Below are 19,595 nucleotides of genomic sequence, written 5' to 3'. Positions count from 1 at the left end.
TGTTACAAATTTATAATTTTTTTTCATATCTTTGCGAGCATAGGCTTTTGGTTAGGTAAAAATGGACTTTTCACGTTACGAAAAACTCCGCACGCTCGTGAGCGCGAACTTCTCGGAGCAGACACAACGCCTCGTCGACGAAGCGTTGGAGTATGCCGACGCGAAGCTCGCCGGACTGGTGCGTTACGACGGCTCGCCCCTCGTGGACCACGCCGTCGCGGTGGCCTCGATCGTGATCTCGGAGGTCGGCCTCGGCCGTAACTCCGCCGTTGCGTCCATCCTCCACGACGTCGTGCGGCTGGCCCACAAACAGCTCCCGGCCGAGGAGTTCCTCGCCCTGAGCGCCGACATCCGCAAACGCTTCGGCGACCAGGTCGTGGGCATCACCCTCGGGCTGGCCAACATCTCGGAGCTGAAGCTCAAAGTGGCCAAGGAGCAGGCCGACAATTTCCGCGACCTGATCGTCAGCTACTCCGAGGACCCGCGCGTGATCCTCATCAAACTGGCCGACCGCCTCGAAGTGATGCGTTCGCTGGAGATGTTCCCGCGCGAAAAGTGGCGCAAGAAGAGCTGGGAGTCGATGAACCTCTACGCCCAGATCGCTCACAAGCTGGGTTTGTACTCGATCAAAAGCGAGTTGGAGGATATCGCCCTGAAATACCTCGAACCGAAGGATTACGAGCACATCGTCGCGAAACTCGAAGAGAGCGCCGAGGAACGCCGCGCGTTCATCGCCCGCTTCCTCGTGCCCATCGAGCAGCGGTTGCACCGCCTCGGCATCAAATTCCACGTCAAAAGCCGCACCAAGTCGATCTTCTCGATCTGGACCAAGATGCACAAGCAGCACGTTCCGTTCGAGAGCGTTTACGACATCTTCGCCATCCGCATCATCATCGACTGCGACAAGGAGGCCGAAAAACAACTGTGCTGGACGGCCTATTCGGTGGTGACGGACTTCTACACCCCCAATCCCAACCGCATGCGCGACTGGATCTCGATCCCCAAGTCGAACGGTTACGAGTCGCTGCACACCACCGTATCGGCCGAAGGCCGCTGGGTCGAGGTGCAGATACGCACCGAGCGCATGGACGCCGTGGCCGAGCGCGGCATCGCGGCGCACTGGCGTTACAAAGGGGTCAATCAGGGGGCGCAGACCAGCGAGATGTGGCTGGGGCACCTGCGCGAACTGATGGAGGATACGACCCACTCGCTGGCGCAGCGTTTCGACGCCAAGCCCGCCTCGGGCGAAATATTCGTCTTCACGCCCAACGGCGACCTGCGCAAACTCCCCGAAGGGGCCACGCTGCTGGATTTCGCGTTCGACATCCACACCTCGCTGGGCTCGACGTGCGTGGGCGGCAAGGTCAACAACCGTTCGGTGCCGATCCGCGAAACGCTCCGCAACGGCGACATCGTCGAAATCCTCACCCAGAAGAACCAGACGCCCAAGTCGGACTGGCTGACGTTCGTCATCACGTCGAAGGCCCGCAACAAGATCAAATCCTACCTGCGCGAAGAGCAGGCCAAGCATACGCGCATGGGGCGCGAGGAGCTGGAGCGCAAGCTCAAAAACTGGAAATTCGCCATCACGATCGACGAGGCGGTGGCTTACCTGGCCAAATACTTCAAACTGCGCCTCGGGACCGAGGTCTACGCCCTGATCGCCACCCAGAAGCTCGACTTCGGGTCGATCAAAGAGATACTGGCCCGCCACCTCTCGGGCGAGGCCGAGGAGGAACGCCGCGCCGCGGCCGCCGAAATCGAGCGCCAGAAGGCCGCGCAGCACAACGCACGGGAGAGCGACGCGCCGCAGGACGCACTGGTGATCGACGACGACATTTCGAAAATACAATATAAGCTGGCCAAGTGCTGCAACCCGATCAAAGGCGACGACGTGTTCGGCTTCGTGACGATCAATGCGGGCATCACGATCCACCGCTGCGACTGTCCCAACGCCAAGCGCATGCGCGAAAACTATCCCTACCGGGTGATCGACGCCCGCTGGCGGCAGAACGCCGAGGGGGCTTTCCGCGTGACGATCCGCATCGTGGCGGCGGATACGACGGGCATGGCCAACCACATCACCGAGGTCATCGTCCGCGACCTCAAACTGGGCATCCGCTCGATGAACTTCGCCCCGGCGGGAAACGGCTGTCTGGCGGGAACCGTCGCGGTCGAGGTGCCCGGCGCAGCCGTCGTGGACACGCTGATTCATCAGATCATGCGCATCAAGGGCGTGCAGCGCGCCTACCGCATCAATTAATCCGTACACAACTTTTTACCCACATAAACGATAAATGAATAACAACACAATCAGCGTCGTATTCGCCGACTCGTCACACGCACATTACGCACCGCGTATTTGCGATCTGATCTATGAGTCGGCCCTGCAGCGGGGTACGGGCATCGCCAAGCGTTCGCCCGAGTACATCGCCGCAAAAATGACCGGTGGCAAGGCCGTCGTGGCGCTGGACGGTGAAAAACTGGTCGGGTTCAGCTACATCGAGTGCTGGGGTCACGGCGACTTCGTCGCCACCTCGGGACTGATCGTCGATCCGGAGTACCGGCACATGGGACTCGCGGAACAGATCAAACGACGAACGTTCGAGCTTGCCCGACGACGATTCCCGTTTGCCAAGTTATTCAGTATCACCACGTCGCTGCCCGTCATGAAGCTCAATTCGCGGATGGGCTACGTCCCCGTGACCTTCTCGGAACTCACCGAGGACGAGGAGTTCTGGCGCGGCTGCGAAGGCTGCTGCAACTACGACATCCTGCAGCGCAACAACCGCCGCATGTGCCTTTGCACGGGAATGCTCTACGACCCGGCCAAGGAGCCGCCCGAGAAGCAGTCGCGCCTGGCGCCCTACCGGATGTTCCTGAGGAACAAAGTAAAGAAGTTGTTTCACCTGAAATAGTAAAAACCGAAATAAAATGGAAAAGAAGAAAGTGGTTCTGGCGTTCAGCGGCGGTCTGGACACCTCGTTTTGCGTAAAATACCTCTCCGAGGAGAAAGGATACGACGTCTACACGGCGATCGCCAACACGGGCGGATTCTCGAAGCCCGAACTCGAAAAGATCGAACAGCGCGCCGTGGAGCTCGGCGCCGTGGCCCACGCCACGCTCGACATCGAGCAGGAGTATTACGAGAAGAGCATCCGCTACATGGTCTTCGGCAACATCCTGCGCAACGGAACCTATCCCATTTCGGTGAGCTCGGAGCGAATTTTCCAGGCCATCGCCATCATCGAATACGCCAAGCAGATCGGCGCCGACGCCGTGGCCCACGGTTCGACGGGCGCGGGCAACGACCAGGTGCGTTTCGACCTGACGTTCCAGATCCTCGCCCCCGAGATCGAGATCATCACCCCGACGCGCGACATGACCCTGACGCGCGAATACGAAATCGACTACCTGCGCAAGCACGGCATCACGGCCGACTACAAGAAGATGGAGTACTCGATCAACAAGGGCCTGTGGGGCACCTCGATCGGCGGCAAGGAGACCCTCCATTCGGAGCAGACGCTTCCCGAGGAGGCTTACCCCAGCCAGATCACGGCCGAAGGCGAAGAGCGGCTCAAACTCACGTTCGAGGAGGGCGAACTGGCGGCGGTCAACGGCAAGCCCTATGCGGATAAAGTCGAGGCCATCCGCGCCGTGGAGGCCATCGGATCGAAATTCGGCATCGGCCGCGACATGCACATCGGCGACACGATCATCGGCATCAAAGGCCGCGTAGGCTTCGAGGCCGCAGCGCCGATGCTCATCATCGCCGCACACAAGATGCTCGAGAAGCACACGCTGACCAAGTGGCAGATCTACTGGAAAGAGCAGGTGGCTACGTGGTACGGCATGTTCCTCCACGAGGCGCAGTACCTCGAGCCCGTGATGCGCGACATCGAGGCGATGCTCCTCTCGTCGCAGCGCAACGTGACGGGCACCGTGGAACTGATCCTGCGTCCGCGCAACTACACGCTCGTGGGCGTCGACTCGACGTTCGACCTGATGAAGACCGACTTCGGCGAATACGGCGAGGTCAACAAGGCGTGGTCGGCGGACGACGTGAAGGGATTCACGAAGATCCTCGGCAACCAGATCAAAATATTCTATAACGTCCAGAAGCGCAACAAGCAATGATCCGTGCGGGCATCATCGGAGGAGCCGGGTACACCGCCGGCGAACTGATCCGCCTGCTGGTGAACCATCCGCAGGTCGAGATTGTCTTCGTCCACAGCACATCGAACGCAGGCAACCGCCTCGCGGACGTACACGGAGGACTGGAGGGCGACACCGACATGCGGTTCTGCGACTCGTACGACCTCGGGTCGGCCGATGTCGTGTTCCTCTGCTCAGCGCACGGGCAGAGCAAGGTATGGCTGGCGGAAAACACGATTCCCGCAGGCGTGAAGATTATCGACCTGGCGCAGGATTTCCGCGATGAGTCGGAAGGATTCGTCTACGGGCTTCCGGAGCTGAACCGCGAACGCATCCGCCGCGCGGAGCGTGTGGCCAACCCGGGCTGTTTCGCCACGGCGATCCAACTGGCGCTGCTGCCGCTGGCCGCGGCGGGGCTGTTGCAGGACGAAGTGCATGTAACAGCGGTCACCGGATCGACGGGCGCGGGCGTAAAACCCTCGGCCACGACCCATTTCAGCTGGCGGGCGTCGAACATCTCGGTCTACAAGGCCTTCACGCACCAACACCTGATCGAAATCGGACGCAACCTGCGGCTGCTGGAGCCGTCGTTCGACAGCGCGATCAACTTCGTGCCGATGCGCGGCGACTTCACGCGGGGCATTCTGGCGAGCGTCTACACGGCGTGTCCGCTCGACGGCGAAGCCGTCCGGAAGCTCTATGCCGATTTCTACGCCCCGGCGGCATTCACCCGCGTCACGGAACGCGACGTAGACCTGAAACAGGTGGTAAACACCAACAAGGCGCTGCTGCACGCGGCCGTCTACGACGGTAAGGTGCACATCACCTCGGTGATCGACAACCTGCTGAAAGGCGCCTCGGGACAAGCCGTACAGAATATGAACCTGATGTTCGGACTCGACGAAAAAGTGGGCCTGCAACTCAAAGCAAACGCATTTTAAGATGGAATTATTCAACGTATATTCACTATATCCGATCGAACCCGTCCGGGGCAAGGGCTGCTTCGTCTACGACGAGGCGGGCACCGAGTACCTCGACCTTTACGGCGGACATGCCGTGATCTCGATCGGGCATGCGCAGCCCGACTACGTGCGGGCCGTACAGGAGCAGGTCGGACGCCTCGGATTCTACTCGAACTCGGTCGAAAATCCGCTCCAACAAAGGCTTGCCGAAAAGCTCGGGCGCATCTCGGGTTACGACGACTACCGCCTCTTCCTCTGCAACTCGGGGGCCGAGGCCAATGAGAACGCCCTGAAACTGGCCTCGTTCCACACGGGACGTTCGAAAGTGCTGGCTATCGCGAAGGCCTTCCACGGCCGCACGTCGGGAGCCGTCGCCGTGACGGACAACCCCGCGATCTCATCGCCCTTCAACCGCACCCCCAACGTGGAGTTCACGCCGCTGAACGACCTCGAAGCCGCCCGACAGAAACTCGCAACGCGGGAGTTCGCGGCGGTGATCGTCGAGGGCATCCAGGGCGTGTCGGGCATCCACTGCCCCACGAACGAGTTCCTGCGGGGGCTGCGCGAAGCGGCCACCGAAACCGGGACGCAGTTGGTGCTGGACGAAATCCAGTCGGGATACGGCCGCACGGGGCGTTTCTTCGCCCATCAGGCGGCGAACATCCGTCCCGACCTCGTCACCACGGCCAAAGGCATGGCCAACGGATTCCCCATCGGCGGCGTGCTGATCGCGCCCCACTTCGAGGCGCGTCCGGGACTGCTGGGCACCACCTTCGGGGGCAGCCACCTGGCCTGCGCGGCGGCGACCGCCGTGCTGGACGTGATCGAACGCGACGGGCTCGTGGAGAACGCCGCAAAGATCGGCGAATACCTGCTGGCAGAACTGCACAAAATCGACGGGCTGAAAGAGGTGCGCGGACGCGGACTGATGATCGGCATTGAGATCGACGGTTCGGGCCCGGAGCTCCGCAAGCGGCTGCTCTTCGAAAAACACATCTTCACCGGCGGGGCGGGAGCCTCGACCGTACGGCTGCTGCCGGCGCTGTGCCTCACGCGTGAAATGGCGGACCGCTTTTTGGCGGCATTCAAAGAGGTACTCGCATAGGCGACAGCCGAAAGCCCCCGCCGAGGCGGGGGTTTGGGGGTGGGTCAGATTTGCGAACGCGGCTGCAAGCCGCAACAACGACCGCCCGGAACGAGACCCGGACAGAAAAACAAATTGAAACGACCGTATTATTATGGATAAGTTTACCTGCGTACAAGATATCGGCGACCTGAAGACGGCCGTCGCCGAAGCGATGGAGATCAAACGCGACCGCTTCCAGTTCACGGGACTGGGGCGCAACAAGACGCTGCTGATGCTCTTCTTCAACTCGAGCCTCCGCACACGGCTCTCGACCCAGAAGGCCGCCATGAACCTCGGAATGAACGTCATGGTCCTCGACGTCAACCAGGGGGCGTGGAAACTCGAAACCGAGCGCGGCGTGGTGATGGACGGCGACAAGGCCGAGCATCTGCTGGAAGCGATCCCCGTGATGGGATCGTACTGCGACGTGATCGGCGTGCGCTCGTTCGCACGCTTCAACGACAAGGCCGAGGATTACGAGGAGCGCGTGCTGGAGCAGTTCATCCGCTATTCGGGACGCCCGGTCTTCTCGATGGAGGCCGCGACGCGCCACCCGCTGCAAAGCTTCGCCGACCTCATCACCATCGAGGAGTACAAGAGCGTGGAGCGCCCGAAGGTCGTGATGACCTGGGCCCCGCACCCCAACGCCCTGCCGCAGGCCGTACCCAACTCGTTCGCCGAATGGATGAACGCCGCGGATTACGATTTCGTCATCACCCATCCCGAAGGGTACGAGCTCGACCCGAAATTCGTCGGCACGGCCCGCGTCGAGTACGACCAGCGCAAGGCCCTCGAGGGCGCCGACTTCGTCTATGCCAAGAACTGGGCCGCATACGCGGACCCCAACTACGGCAAAGTGCTGTCGCGCGACCGTGCGTGGACGGTGGACGCCGAAAAAATGGCGCTCACGAACAACGCCTACTTCATGCACTGCCTGCCCGTCCGGCGCAACATGATCGTCACGGACGAGGTGATCGAATCGCCCCGTTCGCTGGTGATTCCCGAGGCGGCGAACCGCGAAATATCGGCCCAGGTGGTACTCAAACGACTGTTGGAGGGGCTGGAATGATGGAACGGATCACAGTCGTAAAGATCGGCGGCAACGTCATCGACAATCCCGCGGCGCTGAAACGGTTCCTGAAAGAGTTCGCGGCGCTGGAGGGTCCGAAAATCCTGATCCACGGCGGCGGGAAGCTGGCCACGCGGCTGGCCGAGCGGCTGGAATTGAAGGTGCAGATGGTCGACGGACGCCGCATCACCGACAAGGGGACGCTGGACGTGGTGACGATGGTCTACGCGGGACTTATCAACAAGCAGGTCGTGGCCGGACTGCAGGCCGCGGGATGCAACGCCCTCGGGCTGTCGGGAGCCGACGGAAACGCCGTCACGGCACGCCGCCGCAACCCGCATCCGGTGGACTACGGATTCGTGGGCGACATCGAGCGGGTGGATTCCGCGCTGCTGCGCCGGTTGCTGGAAGGGGGCATCACGCCCGTCTTCTCGGCCATCATGCACGACGGAAAGGGAACGCTACTCAACTGCAACGCCGACAGCGTGGCTTCAGCCATCGCGCTGGGCGCGGCTCAGATCGCCCCGACAGAGCTGGTTTTCTGCTTCGAGAAAGCCGGGGTCCTGCGCGACCCGGAGGACGACACGACGCTGATCCGCGAGATCACCGCCGCGACATACGCCCCGCTCAAAGCCGACGGAACGGTGAGCAAGGGGATGATCCCCAAGATCGAGAACGCCCTGAAAGCCATCGAGAAAGGCGTGCGGAGCGTCACGATCAAACATTCCGATAATCTGCTGAACGATACAGGAACGGTGATCCGGAATTCATAATTCAAAATTCACAATTCAGAATTGAATAAAGCTGTTACAGATGCCGTCGAACTGCTGAAAAGGCTGATCGCAACGCCCTCGCTCTCGCGCGACGAAGCACGCACCGCGGAGCTGATCTCCGGATATCTGGCGGAGCACGGCGCCGCGCCCGAACGGCTTGCGAACAACGTCTGGGTGCGGTCGGACGGGTTCGACCCCACGCGGCCGACGCTGCTGATGAACTCGCACCACGACACGGTGCGTCCGGCGGCTTCGTACACGCGCGACCCGTTCGCGCCGACGGTCGAGGGCGACCGGCTCTACGGCCTCGGAAGCAACGACGCGGGAGCTTCGGCGGTGTGCCTGATCCAGACGTTCCTGACTTTCCGCACGCGGAAACTGCCTTTCAACCTCGTGCTGGCCGTCTCGGCCGAGGAGGAGTGTATGGGTGAGAACGGCATGCGGGCCCTGCTGCCCGCGCTGGGGCATATCGACATGGCGCTGGTCGGCGAGCCGACCGGCATGCAGGCCGCCGCAGGCGAGCGGGGGCTGGTGGTGCTGGACTGCACGGCGCACGGCAAGAGCGGGCATGCGGCCCGCGGCGAGGGAGTCAACGCCCTCTACATCGCCCTGGAGGACATCGCGCGCCTGCGCTCGTTCCGCTTCGAGAGGGAGTCGGAACTGCTGGGCCCGATCGGAATCGCGGTGACGCAAATCGAGGCCGGAACGCAGCACAACGTGGTGCCCGACACCTGCCGCTTCGTCGCGGACATCCGCACGACCGACGCCTACACCAACGAGGAGACGGTAGAAATCCTGCGGGCTACGATTCAATCCGACGCCGTGCCCCGCTCGACGCGCATCCGGGCCTCGGCCCTCGGCGCGGAACATCCGCTGATGCGGGCGGCCCGGGCCGCCGGGCGCACCTCGTACGTGTCACCCACGACATCGGACATGGCGCTGATGCCTTTCCCGTCGCTCAAAATGGGTCCCGGACAGTCATCGCGCTCGCATACGGCGGACGAGTTCGTGCTCCTGACGGAGATCGGGGAGGGAATCGCCGTCTACGAAAATTACATCGAAAAATTAGCTTTGGAATATGGCAAAACTTTGGGATAAGGGGTTTGAACCCGACAAGATGATCGAGGAATACACCGTGGGCGACGACCGCGAGCTGGACATGCGGCTGGCGCGCTACGACGTCGAGGGGTCGCTGGCCCATATCGCCATGCTGGAGAAGATCGGACTGCTGACTGCCGAGGAGCTCACGACGCTGACGGCGGGGCTCCGGGAGATCGCCGCGGAGATCGAGGCCGGGCGCTTCGAGATCGAACCCGGCACGGAGGACGTACATTCGCAGGTCGAGCTGATGCTCACCCGCCGACTGGGCGACGCAGGCAAGAAGATCCACTCGGGGCGTTCGCGCAACGACCAGGTGTTGGTGGACCTCAAACTGTTCCTGCGCGACGAACTGCGGCAGACCGCCGACGCCGTGAAGGCCGTTTTCGACCGGCTGCAGGAGCTCAGCGAACGCTACAAGGCGGTGCTGATGCCGGGCTACACCCACCTGCAGATCGCCATGCCCTCGTCGTTCGGGCTGTGGTTCGGGGCCTATGCCGAGACGCTCGTCGACGACATGCGCCTGGTGGCCGCGGCGTGGCACATCGCCAACCAGAACCCGCTGGGATCGGCCGCCGGATACGGCTCGTCGTTCCCGCTCGACCGCACGATGACCACCCGCCTGCTGGGCTTCGGGGACCTGCACTACAACGTCGTGGCGGCACAGATGAGCCGCGGCAAGAGCGAACGCGCCGCAGCGGCCGCCATTGCCGCCGTGGCCGCGACGATCGGCCGGCTGGCGATGGACGCCTGCCTGTTCATGAGCCAGAACTTCGGCTTCATTTCGCTGCCCGATGAACTGACCACCGGATCGAGCATCATGCCCCACAAGAAGAATCCCGACGTCTTCGAGATCATGCGCGGACGCTGCAACCGCCTGCAGTCGGTACCCAACGAAATCGCGCTGCTGACGACCAACCTCCCGGTGGGCTACCACCGCGACCTGCAGCTGATGAAGGACATCCTCTTCCCGGCGACGACCGAGATCAAACGGACGCTCCGGATGTGCGACTTCATGCTGGCGCACATGCGCGTCAACGAACACATCCTCGAAGACCGGAAATACGACTACCTCTTCACGGTGGAGGATGTCAACCGCCTGGTATTGCAGGGCACGCCTTTCCGCGAAGCCTACAAAGAGGTGGGCATGGCCGTGCAAAAGGGCGCGTACACCCCCACCCGCGAAGTGCACCACACCCACGAAGGCAGCATCGGCAACCTCTGCACCGCCGAAATCCGGCAGAAGATGGAACGCGTGCTGGAAGAATTCGTCTGAAACCAACCCAAACGGACCATGTTATGACACGTCTGAATTGCATCGCATGGCTGCTGCTAAGCATCTGCGCAGCGGCCGCCGCTCCGGTTTCGGGGCAGACGAAGGTGAAGACCTCCGTCGAAAAGGTCACTCTCTTTATCGACGGAGCGCAGGTGACGCGCACCGAACAGGTCGACATTCCGGCCGGAAATTCCACGCTCGTATTCACGGGACTCTCGCCCTACCTCGACGACAAGAGCATGCAGGTCGCCGCCAAGGGGCGATTCACCGTGACGGCCGTCAACCGGCTCTTCAACCACACGGACAGCCTCGAACGCTCGGCCCGCCAGCAAGCGCTGGAGCAGGAGCTCGCCAACATCCGGCAACAACAAAAAAAACAGCAGGCCGCACGCGAAGTGATCGATGCGGAGAGCGATCTGCTGAAGGTCAACTGCTCGGTCGGCAACCGCAACGCGGCGACCCCGCTGACGGCGATCAAAGAGCTCAACGAATATTACACCTCCCGGATGGAGGAGCTCAAACGCCGGACGCTCGAACTGGAGGGGCAGCTAAAAACGCTCAGCGAACGCGAGCAACAGGTGCTTGCAGACCTGACCCAACTGGGCGGCAGGCAGACGGCGCCGATGAGCGAGGTGGAGGTGCGGATCGAATCCCCGGCGGCCTGCAAAGGGGTGTTCACGCTGACCTACTATGTCCGCAACGCCGGGTGGTTCCCTTCCTACGACATCCGTTCGGGCGGGCTGTCGGAGCCCGTGGAGATCTCCTACAAAGCCAATATTTTCCAGAACACCCGAGAGGAGTGGAAAAACGTCGCCCTGACGCTCTCTTCGTCGAATCCCACGACGGGAAGCATCGCCCCGCAGTTGAAGACCTGGTGGCTCGACTACGGGATGGCGCCGCCGCGCTACAACCCCAGCCTGACGAGCAACACCGTGTCGGGAACGGTGTTCGACGAACAGCGCGAACCGCTCATAGGCGCCAGCGTCCTCGTTCCGGGCACCACCGTCGGGACCTCGACCGATGTGCAGGGGCGTTACTCGGTCACCGTGCCCAACGGAGCTTCGAGCCTGCAATTCAACTACATCGGCTACAAGTCCCAGACACGCGCCATCGCGGGCAACACGATGAACGTCGTGATGCAGGAGGACAATGCACAATTGGATGAAGTCGTCGTCACGGGATACGGCAGCGCTCCTTCCGCGGCTCTCACGGGCCGTGTCGCAGGCGTACAGGCCCGCAATAAAGCGGCAACCCGGACGGTAGAGATGGAGTTTGCGGACTTTGCCGAAGAAAGCGATGTGATGGAGGTCGGACAGACGCAGACCCAGTTGGGTTACGAGTTCGAGATCAGGCAGCCCTACACCATCCCCTCCGACGGCAAAAGCGTGGCCGCCGAGATCGGTCGCTACCGCCTCCCGGCGGTGTACACCTACCGATCGACGCCGAAGATCGACAAAGACGCCTTCCTCGTGGCGGAGACTACCGACTGGGCGAAACTCAACCTGCTGGAAGGCGAGGCCAACGTCTATTTCGAGAACACATTTGTAGGCAAGAGCATCCTCAGCCCCCGGGAGGCCGGCGATACGCTCCGCTTCTCGATGGGCCGCGACCGGGGCATCCGCATCGAACGCACGAAGGAAAGCGACTACTCGGCGCGCCGGGCCGTCGGATCGAACCAGACCCAGACCATGGGGTGGAAACTCACCGTCCGCAACACCCGCACGGAACCCGTGGTGCTGATGCTCACGGATCAACTGCCCGTATCGCGCAACAGCTCGATCACCGTCACCGAGGAGGAGCTGAGCGGCGGAACGCTGGACAAGGAGACCGGAACGGTCACCTGGCGGCTGGAGCTGAAACCCGGCGAACAGCGCGAGCTGAAGCTGCGCTACGCGGTGAAATATCCCAAGGGCCGGAGCCTCAACATCGAGTAACCCGGAAAGAGGGGAAGCAAAAAGGGGAGGACTGCACAGTCCTCCCCTCTTTCGAAGCCGCAATTCGCTTATTTGATGCGCTCGTAGTACTCGCGGGTGCGGGTGTCGACACGGATCCTGTCGCCCGTGTTGATGAACAGCGGCACGCGGATCGTGGCGCCGTCTTTCGCCGTCGCGGAATTCACCGTCGCGGGTTTCAGCGAGTTGGTCGAAGCCGTGTCGCCCTTGATGCCCGGCTCGGTGTAGATCACCTCCATGTCGACGATCGGAGGCAGCTCGGCCGAAAGGACCGACTCCTTCTCGGTGTGGAACATCACCTCGACGATCTGACCGTCGGTGATCAGGTCGTAGTTGTTGATCAGGTTCCGGTCGATGTTGATCTCCTCGAAGGTCTCGGTGTGCATGAAATGCGCGCCCAGATCATCCTCATAGGTGAACTGATAGGGACGGCGCTCGACACGCACCTGCTCGATCTTCTGGCCCACCGACGAGAAGGTGTTCTCCAGCACGCGGCCGTTTTCCAGGTTTTTGAGTTTCGAACGGACGAAGGCAGGGCCCTTGCCCGGTTTGCAGTGCTGGAAATCGACTACGAGGAACGTCTTGCCGTCCATTTCGATGCACATGCCGATCTTAATGTCAGCTGCAGTAATTGTCATAGGAATATAGTTTATAATTGTTGTTTTTTCGCGGCGCAAAGTTACGAAAAAAATCCGAAAATTCCTATTCTCCGAACCACAGCCTGCTGCAAACGCGCGCAGAACGGGCTCAGAGCTCTATCGCCTTGCATTTGAGGCCCATCTGCCTGATCTTCTCCAGCGTGCGAGGAAGCGCATAACGCATGTTGCGGAAAGCCTTTTCGCTGTCGTGGAACACCACGATGGCGCCCGGCGCGAGGTATTTCGTGACGTTTTTCAGACAGGTGCGGGGCGAGAGGCGGCGGTTGTAGTCGCGCGAGATGATGTCCCACATCACCAGTTTGTAACGCTGCCCCAGAAAACGCGCCTGCGCCGGGGTGATACGCGCATAGGGCGGACGGAACAGTTCGCTGTGAACCAGGTCGTTGGCGAAATCGACATCCTCCGTATAACGTTCGAGGCTCATGCCCCAGCCTTTCTGGTGCGAGTAAGTGTGGTTGCCTACCTTGTGCCCGGCGTCGAGGATGCGTTTGTAGAGGTCGGGATACATCTCGACGTTCTTGCCCAGCACGAAGAAGGTCGCTTTGGCATCGTACTTGTCCAGCGTGGAGAGTATCCACTCGGTGACACCCGGCGTGGGACCGTCGTCGAAAGTGAGGAACACCCCGTCCCCGTCGTCGATCTCCCAGATCAGGTCCGGCATCAGGCGCCGGATTATTTTCGGTGGTTTAAAACGCATGTCGGCGCAAAAATAGTGAAAATCCGGGCCATTTGGAAAAAATATACCTATATTTGTAGTAGATTCAATTTCAGACCGCAGCATGAAAACTATCCTCCGTATCGCATTGGTTGCCGCCGTCATCGCGACGATGACGGGCTGCGACGCTTTCAAAACCCTGAACAAATCGAAAAAAGGCGCGCAGGGAAAACCCTACGAGCTGATCGTGGTATGCCCCCAGGCCGAATGGACGGGCGAGGTCGGAGATTCGCTGCGCGCGATTTTCACCGCCCCGGTGCCCTACCTGAACCAGGTCGAGCCGATTTTCGACGTGCTGCGCGTCACCGAACGCGGCTTCACGGGCATGGTCGCCGACCACCGCAACATCCTCAAAGTGATCGTCGATCCCTCGCTGCAGGAGACCGCGACGGCCGTGCAATACAACGTCACGGCCGACCCGCAGATCGTGCTGACGCTTCAGGGACCCGACGACAAGGCCGTGGTGGATTATCTCTCGCAGCACCGCGGAGACCTCGTCCACGTCCTCGAACAGGCCGAGCGCGACCGCGCCGTCAAAGCCAACGAAATCTACAACAACCCCGGCGTCGAAGCGGCCGTCCGCAAGACGTTCGGCGTCGAAATGCGCATTCCGAAAGGCTACCTGCTGGCCGCACAGAAGGATAACTTCGTCTGGGCCCGCAACGAATACCCCACGGCCAGTCAGGGATTCTTCGTCTACTCCTATCCCTACAAAGGCCCGGAATCGCTCTCGGCCAAGGCCCTGATCGCCGCCCGCAACAAGTTTGCGGCGCTGATCCCGGGTCCGTCGGACGGCTCGTACATGATCACTTCGGACGCTTTCGAGCCCGAATACCGCATGTTCCGCCTCGAGGGACGCCTGTGGTGTGAGCTGCGCGGGTTCTGGGACGTGCACGGCGACTTCATGGGCGGTCCGTTCGTGAGCTACTCGACCGTGGACACGGCCACCAACCGCGTCTTCACGCTCGACTGTTACGTCTACGCCCCCGACCTGAACAAACCCCGCAAGCGCAACTACATGCGCGGCGTCGAGCACCTGCTCTACTCGGTGCAGTTCCCCAAACAGGCGGAGTAGCCGGGAGCCCGCGGCATACGGCGCCGCATGAAACGACGAAACCGACAATATGCAGCAAATACTGACATATACGTTCCTCGTTCTTTATACGGTCACGATCCTCAGCATAGCCCTGGTCATCATCACCGACAACCGGAACCCGCTGAAGACCCTGCCGTGGATCATCGTACTCGTGTTCGCCCCCGTCGTGGGGCTGCTGTTCTATTTTTTCTTCGGGCAGAACCTCTCCAAACGGCGCATCATCTCGCGCCGCACGCGCAGACGCATCACCATGCAGCTCGAGGAGGCCCGCGACGCCGGACATCCCGGAATTCCCGAGGAGCACCGGCAGCTGGCCACGCTTCTTTACAGCACGACCCATTCCGTACCGCTTTACGGCAGCCGCATCACCCCCTACACGGACGGTGTTTCGAAAATGGAGGCCCTGCTGGCGGAGATCGCCCGGGCGAAGCGCCACATCCATATCCAGTATTACATCTTCTGCGACGACGAAACGGGCTGCCGCCTGCGCGATGCGCTGGTGGAAAAAGCCCGGCAGGGAGTCGAGGTGCGCATCCTCTACGACGATGTGGGGTGCAGCGGCGTTAAAAAGGCCTTTTTCGAGGGGATGCGCCGCGAGGGAATCGAGGTCTTCTCGTTCCTGCACGTGAAATTCCCGCTCTTCACCAGCAAGGTCAACTACCGCAACCACCGCAAGATCGCCGTCATCGACGGCCGCGTGGGATTCATCGGCGGCATGAACATCGCCGACCGCTATGTCCGCGGTACGGAGTGGGGTTCGTGGCGCGACACCCATTTCCGGGTCGAGGGAAGCGGCGCGGCAGGACTTCAGGTGTCGTTCCTGAGCGACTGGTCGGCGACCACCAAGCAGCACATAACGGGCGCGGATTACTTCCCCCTGTCGGAACGGCATACGGACAATATCCTCCAGATGGTTCCCAGCGGCCCCTTCGGGCAATGGCGGGCGTTGCTGCAGGCCGACAGCTACGCCGTTTCGAACGCCCGGCGGCGGATCTGGATACAGACCCCCTACTACCTGCCCTCGGACGTGCTGAACACGGCCCTGCAGGTGGCGGCGCTGGCCGGAGTCGACGTGCGGCTGATGCTTCCGGCACGCTCCGATTCGAAGATCGTGGACCTGGCATCGCACTCCTACCTCGACGACATGATGAAAGCGGGGGTTAAAATTCTGTTTTACAAGCCCGGGTTCCTGCACTCCAAACTGCTGATTATCGACGACATGCTGACCGTGATCGGCTCTGCGAACATGGATTTCCGCAGTTTCGAGCATAATTTCGAGATCAACGCCTTTGTCTACGACACGGAATTCACGGCCCGTATGGACGCCGTGTTCCGGAACGACGCCACGCGCTGCCACGCCCTGACACCCGGAGAATGGTTCAATCGTCCGCGGCCGCGCCGCTGGGCGGAGTCGCTCATGCGGGTATTCTCCCCGCTGTTATAACCCCGCCCGCCTAAAAGGCGGGTTTTTGATTATCACGGCGCAGAGGTTTTGGGCTTCGTGAAGTGGTCCGGGGCAGGAGCATACCGAAGTATGTGACTGTCCCGGACCGCAAGGGAAGTGCAAAAAGCGCCCGTGAGAATCGAAATCTAAATGTCGACGATGCCGTTGCGGATGGCATAGACCACCAGCGAGGCGGTATTCTTGCAGCCGGTCTTTTCGAGGATGTTGGCGCGGTGCTTGTCGACCGTGCGCTTCGAGATGAAGAGTTCGTCGGCGATCTCCTGATTCGACAGCCCCCGGCAGACCGCCACCAGAATCTCGCGTTCGCGCGACGAAAGCTGTTCGTCGGCGGCGTCCTCGCGCGTACGCATACGCCCCGTCAGCGAGGTCAACAGCTGCGGCGAAAAGTAGCTGCCGCCGCCCGTCACCGCCTCGATGGCGTCGATCACGTCGCCGATATCGGAATCTTTCAGCAGAAAGCCCCGGGCCCCGGCCTCGACCATCCGCGAATAGTAGCTCTCCTCGCCGAACATCGAAAGGGTGATGATCCGCAGGTCCGGACGCCGCGCCAGCGCCCGCTCGGTCGTCTGTGCGCCGTCGAGCCCCGGCATGGAGAAATCCATGAAGACGATGTCGGCATCGACATCGTCGAGCATGGCCAGAAACTCCTCGCCGCTGGCCGCCTCGCCCACCACGCGGCAATCGGCACAATGTTCGAGCAGCCCCCGCAGTCCGTTGCGGAAGAGCGAATGGTCGTCTACAAGCAGAATTCGGCGTTCCATATTACCGGCGGCGTTTGCGGTGTTTGGCCGGCACGGGGGCCTGCTGCGTATTGACATGGATGGCGGCGCGCATTCCCTTGCCTTTGGCCGAAGAGATGTCGAACGTTCCGCCCAGCGAATTGATGCGCGAGGCGATGTTCGAAAGGCCCATGCCGCAGTCCATCATCGCCTGCGGATTGAATCCCCGGCCGTTGTCGGTATAATCGAGCGTCAGCTCGGGACCGTTCTGCGACAGCGAGAGGTTGACGGCCGTACAGGCCGCGTGTTTGAGCGAGTTGTTGATCAACTCGCAGATCACCCGGTAGAGGATGACCTCGATATCGGTGTCGTAGCGCTCCGAGCGCAGGTTGGTCGTGAAGCGGATCTTCACATCGTGCATCGCGGCGCTCTTGTCGATGAAGTTCTGCACCCCGCGCGCCAGGCCGAAATCGTTGAGCACGTGCGGCGAAAGGTTGTTCGAAATCTCGCGCAGCGAACGGATCGCCTCGTCGATGACATAGGTCGTGTTGTCGATGATCTCGCGCTGTTCGGCATTGTGCTCCTCGCGCGAAAGGGCCGTAAGCGACATCCGGGCCGACGAAAGCAGCGGTCCGAGGCCGTCGTGAAGCTCCTTCGAAAAGCGCGACCGGGCCTTCTCCTCGGTACGGAGCACAGCCGTCAGGATACGCTTGTTCAGCATGGACCGCTGACGGTTGAGCCGGTCGATGTATTTAAAGAGCTTGTGGGCATACATCACGCCGATCGACAGGCAGACCGAAATCACGATGCCCAGATAGCCGAACCACCAGCGCGGAATGACCTCGAACCCGGAGGCAAGGAGCAGCTGCACGAGGCGTTCGACCGAGAGCAGCGAGAAACCCACGATGAAGAGAATCCACACCGAATTGTATTTGGTGGTACGCACCAGCCGCAGGGCGTAGCCCGTGGCGACGCATTGGATGACGATGGCGATGACGAGCAGGATTTTAATCAGCATAGGCTTCGGATTTGTCTTACGGCAAATATAAGACTATTTCAGCACATTGCCAAGATTTTTCAGCTGGCGGTAATCGGTCAGGTCCGTCTGCACGGGAACCACCGCCACATAGCTGTTCGCAAGGGCCCATTCGTCGGTGTCTTCAGCCCCGGGTTCACCGTTGACGAACTCGCCCGTGAGCCAGAAATATTCGCGGCCCCGGGGGTCTTCGTGGCGGTAGAACTCCTCGCGCCAGAAACCGCGGTTCTGGCGGCAGAGCCGTATTCCCTTTATCGTCTCGGGGCGTCCGACCGGGACATTGACGTTCAGGCACAGCGGCAGCTCGACCTCCGCGGCGAGGATGTCGCCGACGATCTGTTTGCCGTAGACGACGGCCGCGTCGAAGTCGGCATCGTCACGGTGGTCGTCGAGCGACAGCCCGACGGCCGGACAGCTGTAAAAACTACCCTCGATGGCGGCGCCCATCGTACCGGAGTAGAGCACGTTGACGGCCGAATTGGAACCGTGGTTGATGCCCGAAATCACCAGGTCGACGCGCTCGTCGCGCAGCAGGTAGTCGAAGGCCATCTTCACGCAGTCGACCGGGGTTCCCGAAAAGGCGTATATTTCGAGTCCCTCCTCCTCGCGGACGCGCCGCAGGTAGAGGGGATTGTACATTGTGATGGCCTGGCTCATGCCGCTCTGCGTCGTCTCGGGGGCCACGACCACCACACGGCCAAAGCCCCGGGCCACCTCGACGGCTGCGGCCAGCCCCTTGGAATCGTAGCCGTCGTCGTTGGTGACAAGTATCAGTCTTTCGTTCATCTTTCCCATTTGTTTTCCTGCAAAGATAGTCAAATCGCGCTTTTTTCATGCAATAGTTGCACCGTTCCGAAAATTCTTCCTATATTTGCAGTCCCTTTCGGGCGTATATCAACCTCTTTCATTGGGCGGTACGGCGGATGCGGGCGCGGACGGAGACGGACGCGGCTCCCGCGGGATTACAGGCAAAGGGCTTGTATGGTAGCCGGAACGCAGCGGAAATGTCGAATGCGAAACACAAAAATTTGTTGCAACAATGAACAAAGACGCAATCATCAAGCTCGTCAACGAGCAGATGTGGCCGAAGACGGACGCCGACGTACCGTCGTTCAAGGCAGGTGACACGATCACCGTCTCCTACAAGATCGTCGAGGGTAACAAGGAGCGTATCCAGAGTTTCCGCGGCGTAGTGATCCAGATCAAGGGATCGGGCAAGACCAAGATGTTCACCATCCGCAAGATTTCGGGCGGCGTGGGTGTCGAGCGTATCTTCCCCCTCTACTCGCCTCACATCGAGAAGATCGAGGTCAACAAGGTCGGTGTCGTACGCCGTGCACGTATCTACTACCTGCGCGACCTGACCGGCAAGAAGGCCCGCATCAAAGAGAAGCGTATTACCCGCACGGAGAAGAAATAATCCGCAAAGGTGCGAAGAAAAACAGGGTGTCCCGACGGGACACCCTGTTTTCTTTATGGTCACCCGGAACGAAA

General features: G+C 61.1%; 18 protein-coding genes. 13 read left to right on the top strand and 5 right to left on the bottom strand.

Annotation, left to right across the window (positions count from 1 at the left end):
* Positions 1–61: 61 nt before the first annotated feature.
* The 10 genes from BLU78_RS06880 (at position 62) to BLU78_RS06835 (ending at position 12,393) form a co-directional block, all read left to right on the top strand.
* Entirely contained in the window at positions 62–2,263 is a 2,202-nt protein-coding gene (locus BLU78_RS06880; RefSeq protein WP_010262305.1) for a RelA/SpoT family protein, read from the top strand.
* Positions 2,264–2,297: 34 nt separating this feature from the next.
* Positions 2,298–2,918, top strand: a complete 621-nt coding sequence (locus tag BLU78_RS06875) for a GNAT family N-acetyltransferase (RefSeq protein ID WP_010262302.1) — start codon at positions 2,298–2,300, stop codon at positions 2,916–2,918.
* 16 nt (positions 2,919–2,934) lie between these two features.
* The gene (gene argG / locus BLU78_RS06870) at positions 2,935–4,137 is read left to right on the top strand and encodes an argininosuccinate synthase (RefSeq protein WP_010262297.1); all 1,203 of its coding nucleotides are present in this window, start codon (positions 2,935–2,937) and stop codon (positions 4,135–4,137) included.
* Positions 4,134–5,096, top strand: coding sequence for an N-acetyl-gamma-glutamyl-phosphate reductase (gene argC / locus BLU78_RS06865; protein ID WP_010262293.1), 963 nt, complete (start codon positions 4,134–4,136; stop codon positions 5,094–5,096). Before argG ends, argC begins: the two co-directional genes overlap by 4 nt.
* 1 nt (position 5,097) lies before the next feature.
* Positions 5,098–6,222, top strand: a complete 1,125-nt coding sequence (locus BLU78_RS06860) for an aspartate aminotransferase family protein (protein WP_010262289.1) — start codon at positions 5,098–5,100, stop codon at positions 6,220–6,222.
* A gap of 133 nt (positions 6,223–6,355) precedes the next feature.
* Entirely contained in the window at positions 6,356–7,312 is a 957-nt protein-coding gene (locus BLU78_RS06855) for a Rossmann-fold NAD(P)-binding domain-containing protein (protein WP_010262286.1), read from the top strand.
* Positions 7,312–8,085: an acetylglutamate kinase gene (argB, locus tag BLU78_RS06850; RefSeq protein WP_020691925.1), complete on the top strand. Its 774-nt coding sequence runs from the start codon at positions 7,312–7,314 to the stop codon at positions 8,083–8,085. The genes BLU78_RS06855 and argB overlap by 1 nt, the downstream gene beginning before the upstream one ends.
* A 21-nt stretch (positions 8,086–8,106) precedes the next feature.
* Positions 8,107–9,183 (top strand): M20 family metallo-hydrolase, encoded by a 1,077-nt coding sequence (locus tag BLU78_RS06845; RefSeq protein ID WP_010262278.1) that lies wholly within the window; start codon positions 8,107–8,109, stop codon positions 9,181–9,183.
* Entirely contained in the window at positions 9,164–10,459 is a 1,296-nt protein-coding gene (gene argH / locus BLU78_RS06840) for an argininosuccinate lyase (protein ID WP_010262274.1), read from the top strand. The genes BLU78_RS06845 and argH overlap by 20 nt, the downstream gene beginning before the upstream one ends.
* Positions 10,460–10,482: 23 nt before the next feature.
* Entirely contained in the window at positions 10,483–12,393 is a 1,911-nt protein-coding gene (locus BLU78_RS06835) for a DUF4139 domain-containing protein (RefSeq protein ID WP_010262270.1), read from the top strand.
* Between the two features lie 68 nt (positions 12,394–12,461).
* Here the strand turns inward: BLU78_RS06835 and efp are convergent, their stop codons facing one another.
* Together efp and BLU78_RS06825 are read right to left on the bottom strand one after the other, a co-directional pair.
* A complete protein-coding gene (gene efp / locus BLU78_RS06830; protein WP_010262267.1) occupies positions 12,462–13,049 on the bottom strand; it encodes an elongation factor P in 588 nt (195 codons plus the stop codon).
* A 109-nt stretch (positions 13,050–13,158) separates the two neighbouring features.
* Positions 13,159–13,731 (bottom strand): polysaccharide deacetylase family protein, encoded by a 573-nt coding sequence (locus tag BLU78_RS06825; protein ID WP_010262265.1) that lies wholly within the window; start codon positions 13,729–13,731, stop codon positions 13,159–13,161.
* Positions 13,732–13,849: 118 nt separating this feature from the next.
* Between BLU78_RS06825 and BLU78_RS06820 the strand changes: the two genes are divergently transcribed.
* Together BLU78_RS06820 and cls are read left to right on the top strand one after the other, a co-directional pair.
* On the top strand, positions 13,850–14,860 hold the full coding sequence (locus BLU78_RS06820; RefSeq protein WP_026020717.1) for a DUF4837 family protein: 1,011 nt from the start codon (positions 13,850–13,852) through the stop codon (positions 14,858–14,860).
* 49 nt (positions 14,861–14,909) lie between these two features.
* Complete coding sequence (gene cls, locus BLU78_RS06815) at positions 14,910–16,325, top strand: cardiolipin synthase (protein ID WP_010262259.1); 1,416 nt, start codon at positions 14,910–14,912, stop codon at positions 16,323–16,325.
* Positions 16,326–16,471: 146 nt separating this feature from the next.
* Here cls and BLU78_RS06810 read toward each other — a convergent pair whose 3' ends face one another.
* The 3 genes from BLU78_RS06810 to surE are packed head-to-tail and all read right to left on the bottom strand — an operon-like array spanning position 16,472 to position 18,896.
* A complete protein-coding gene (locus BLU78_RS06810; RefSeq protein WP_010262255.1) occupies positions 16,472–17,107 on the bottom strand; it encodes a response regulator in 636 nt (211 codons plus the stop codon).
* Position 17,108: 1 nt separating this feature from the next.
* Positions 17,109–18,083: a sensor histidine kinase gene (locus tag BLU78_RS06805; RefSeq protein WP_010262251.1), complete on the bottom strand. Its 975-nt coding sequence runs from the start codon at positions 18,081–18,083 to the stop codon at positions 17,109–17,111.
* Between the two features lie 33 nt (positions 18,084–18,116).
* Positions 18,117–18,896, bottom strand: coding sequence for a 5'/3'-nucleotidase SurE (surE, locus tag BLU78_RS06800; protein ID WP_010262247.1), 780 nt, complete (start codon positions 18,894–18,896; stop codon positions 18,117–18,119).
* Between the two features lie 244 nt (positions 18,897–19,140).
* On the opposite strand from surE, the gene rplS reads away from it, so the two are divergent.
* Positions 19,141–19,521 carry a 50S ribosomal protein L19 gene (gene rplS, locus BLU78_RS06795; protein ID WP_010262244.1) on the top strand — a complete coding sequence of 127 codons (381 nt, stop codon included), beginning with the start codon at positions 19,141–19,143 and terminating at the stop codon, positions 19,519–19,521.
* The last annotated feature ends 74 nt before the right edge of the window (positions 19,522–19,595 follow it).

The organism is Alistipes timonensis JC136 (genome assembly GCF_900107675.1).
In the GTDB taxonomy this organism is placed as follows: Bacteria; Bacteroidota; Bacteroidia; order Bacteroidales; family Rikenellaceae; genus Alistipes; species Alistipes timonensis.
The sequence above is the reverse complement of the archived record's forward strand: the minus strand, read 5'-3'. Positions and strand labels throughout refer to the sequence as shown.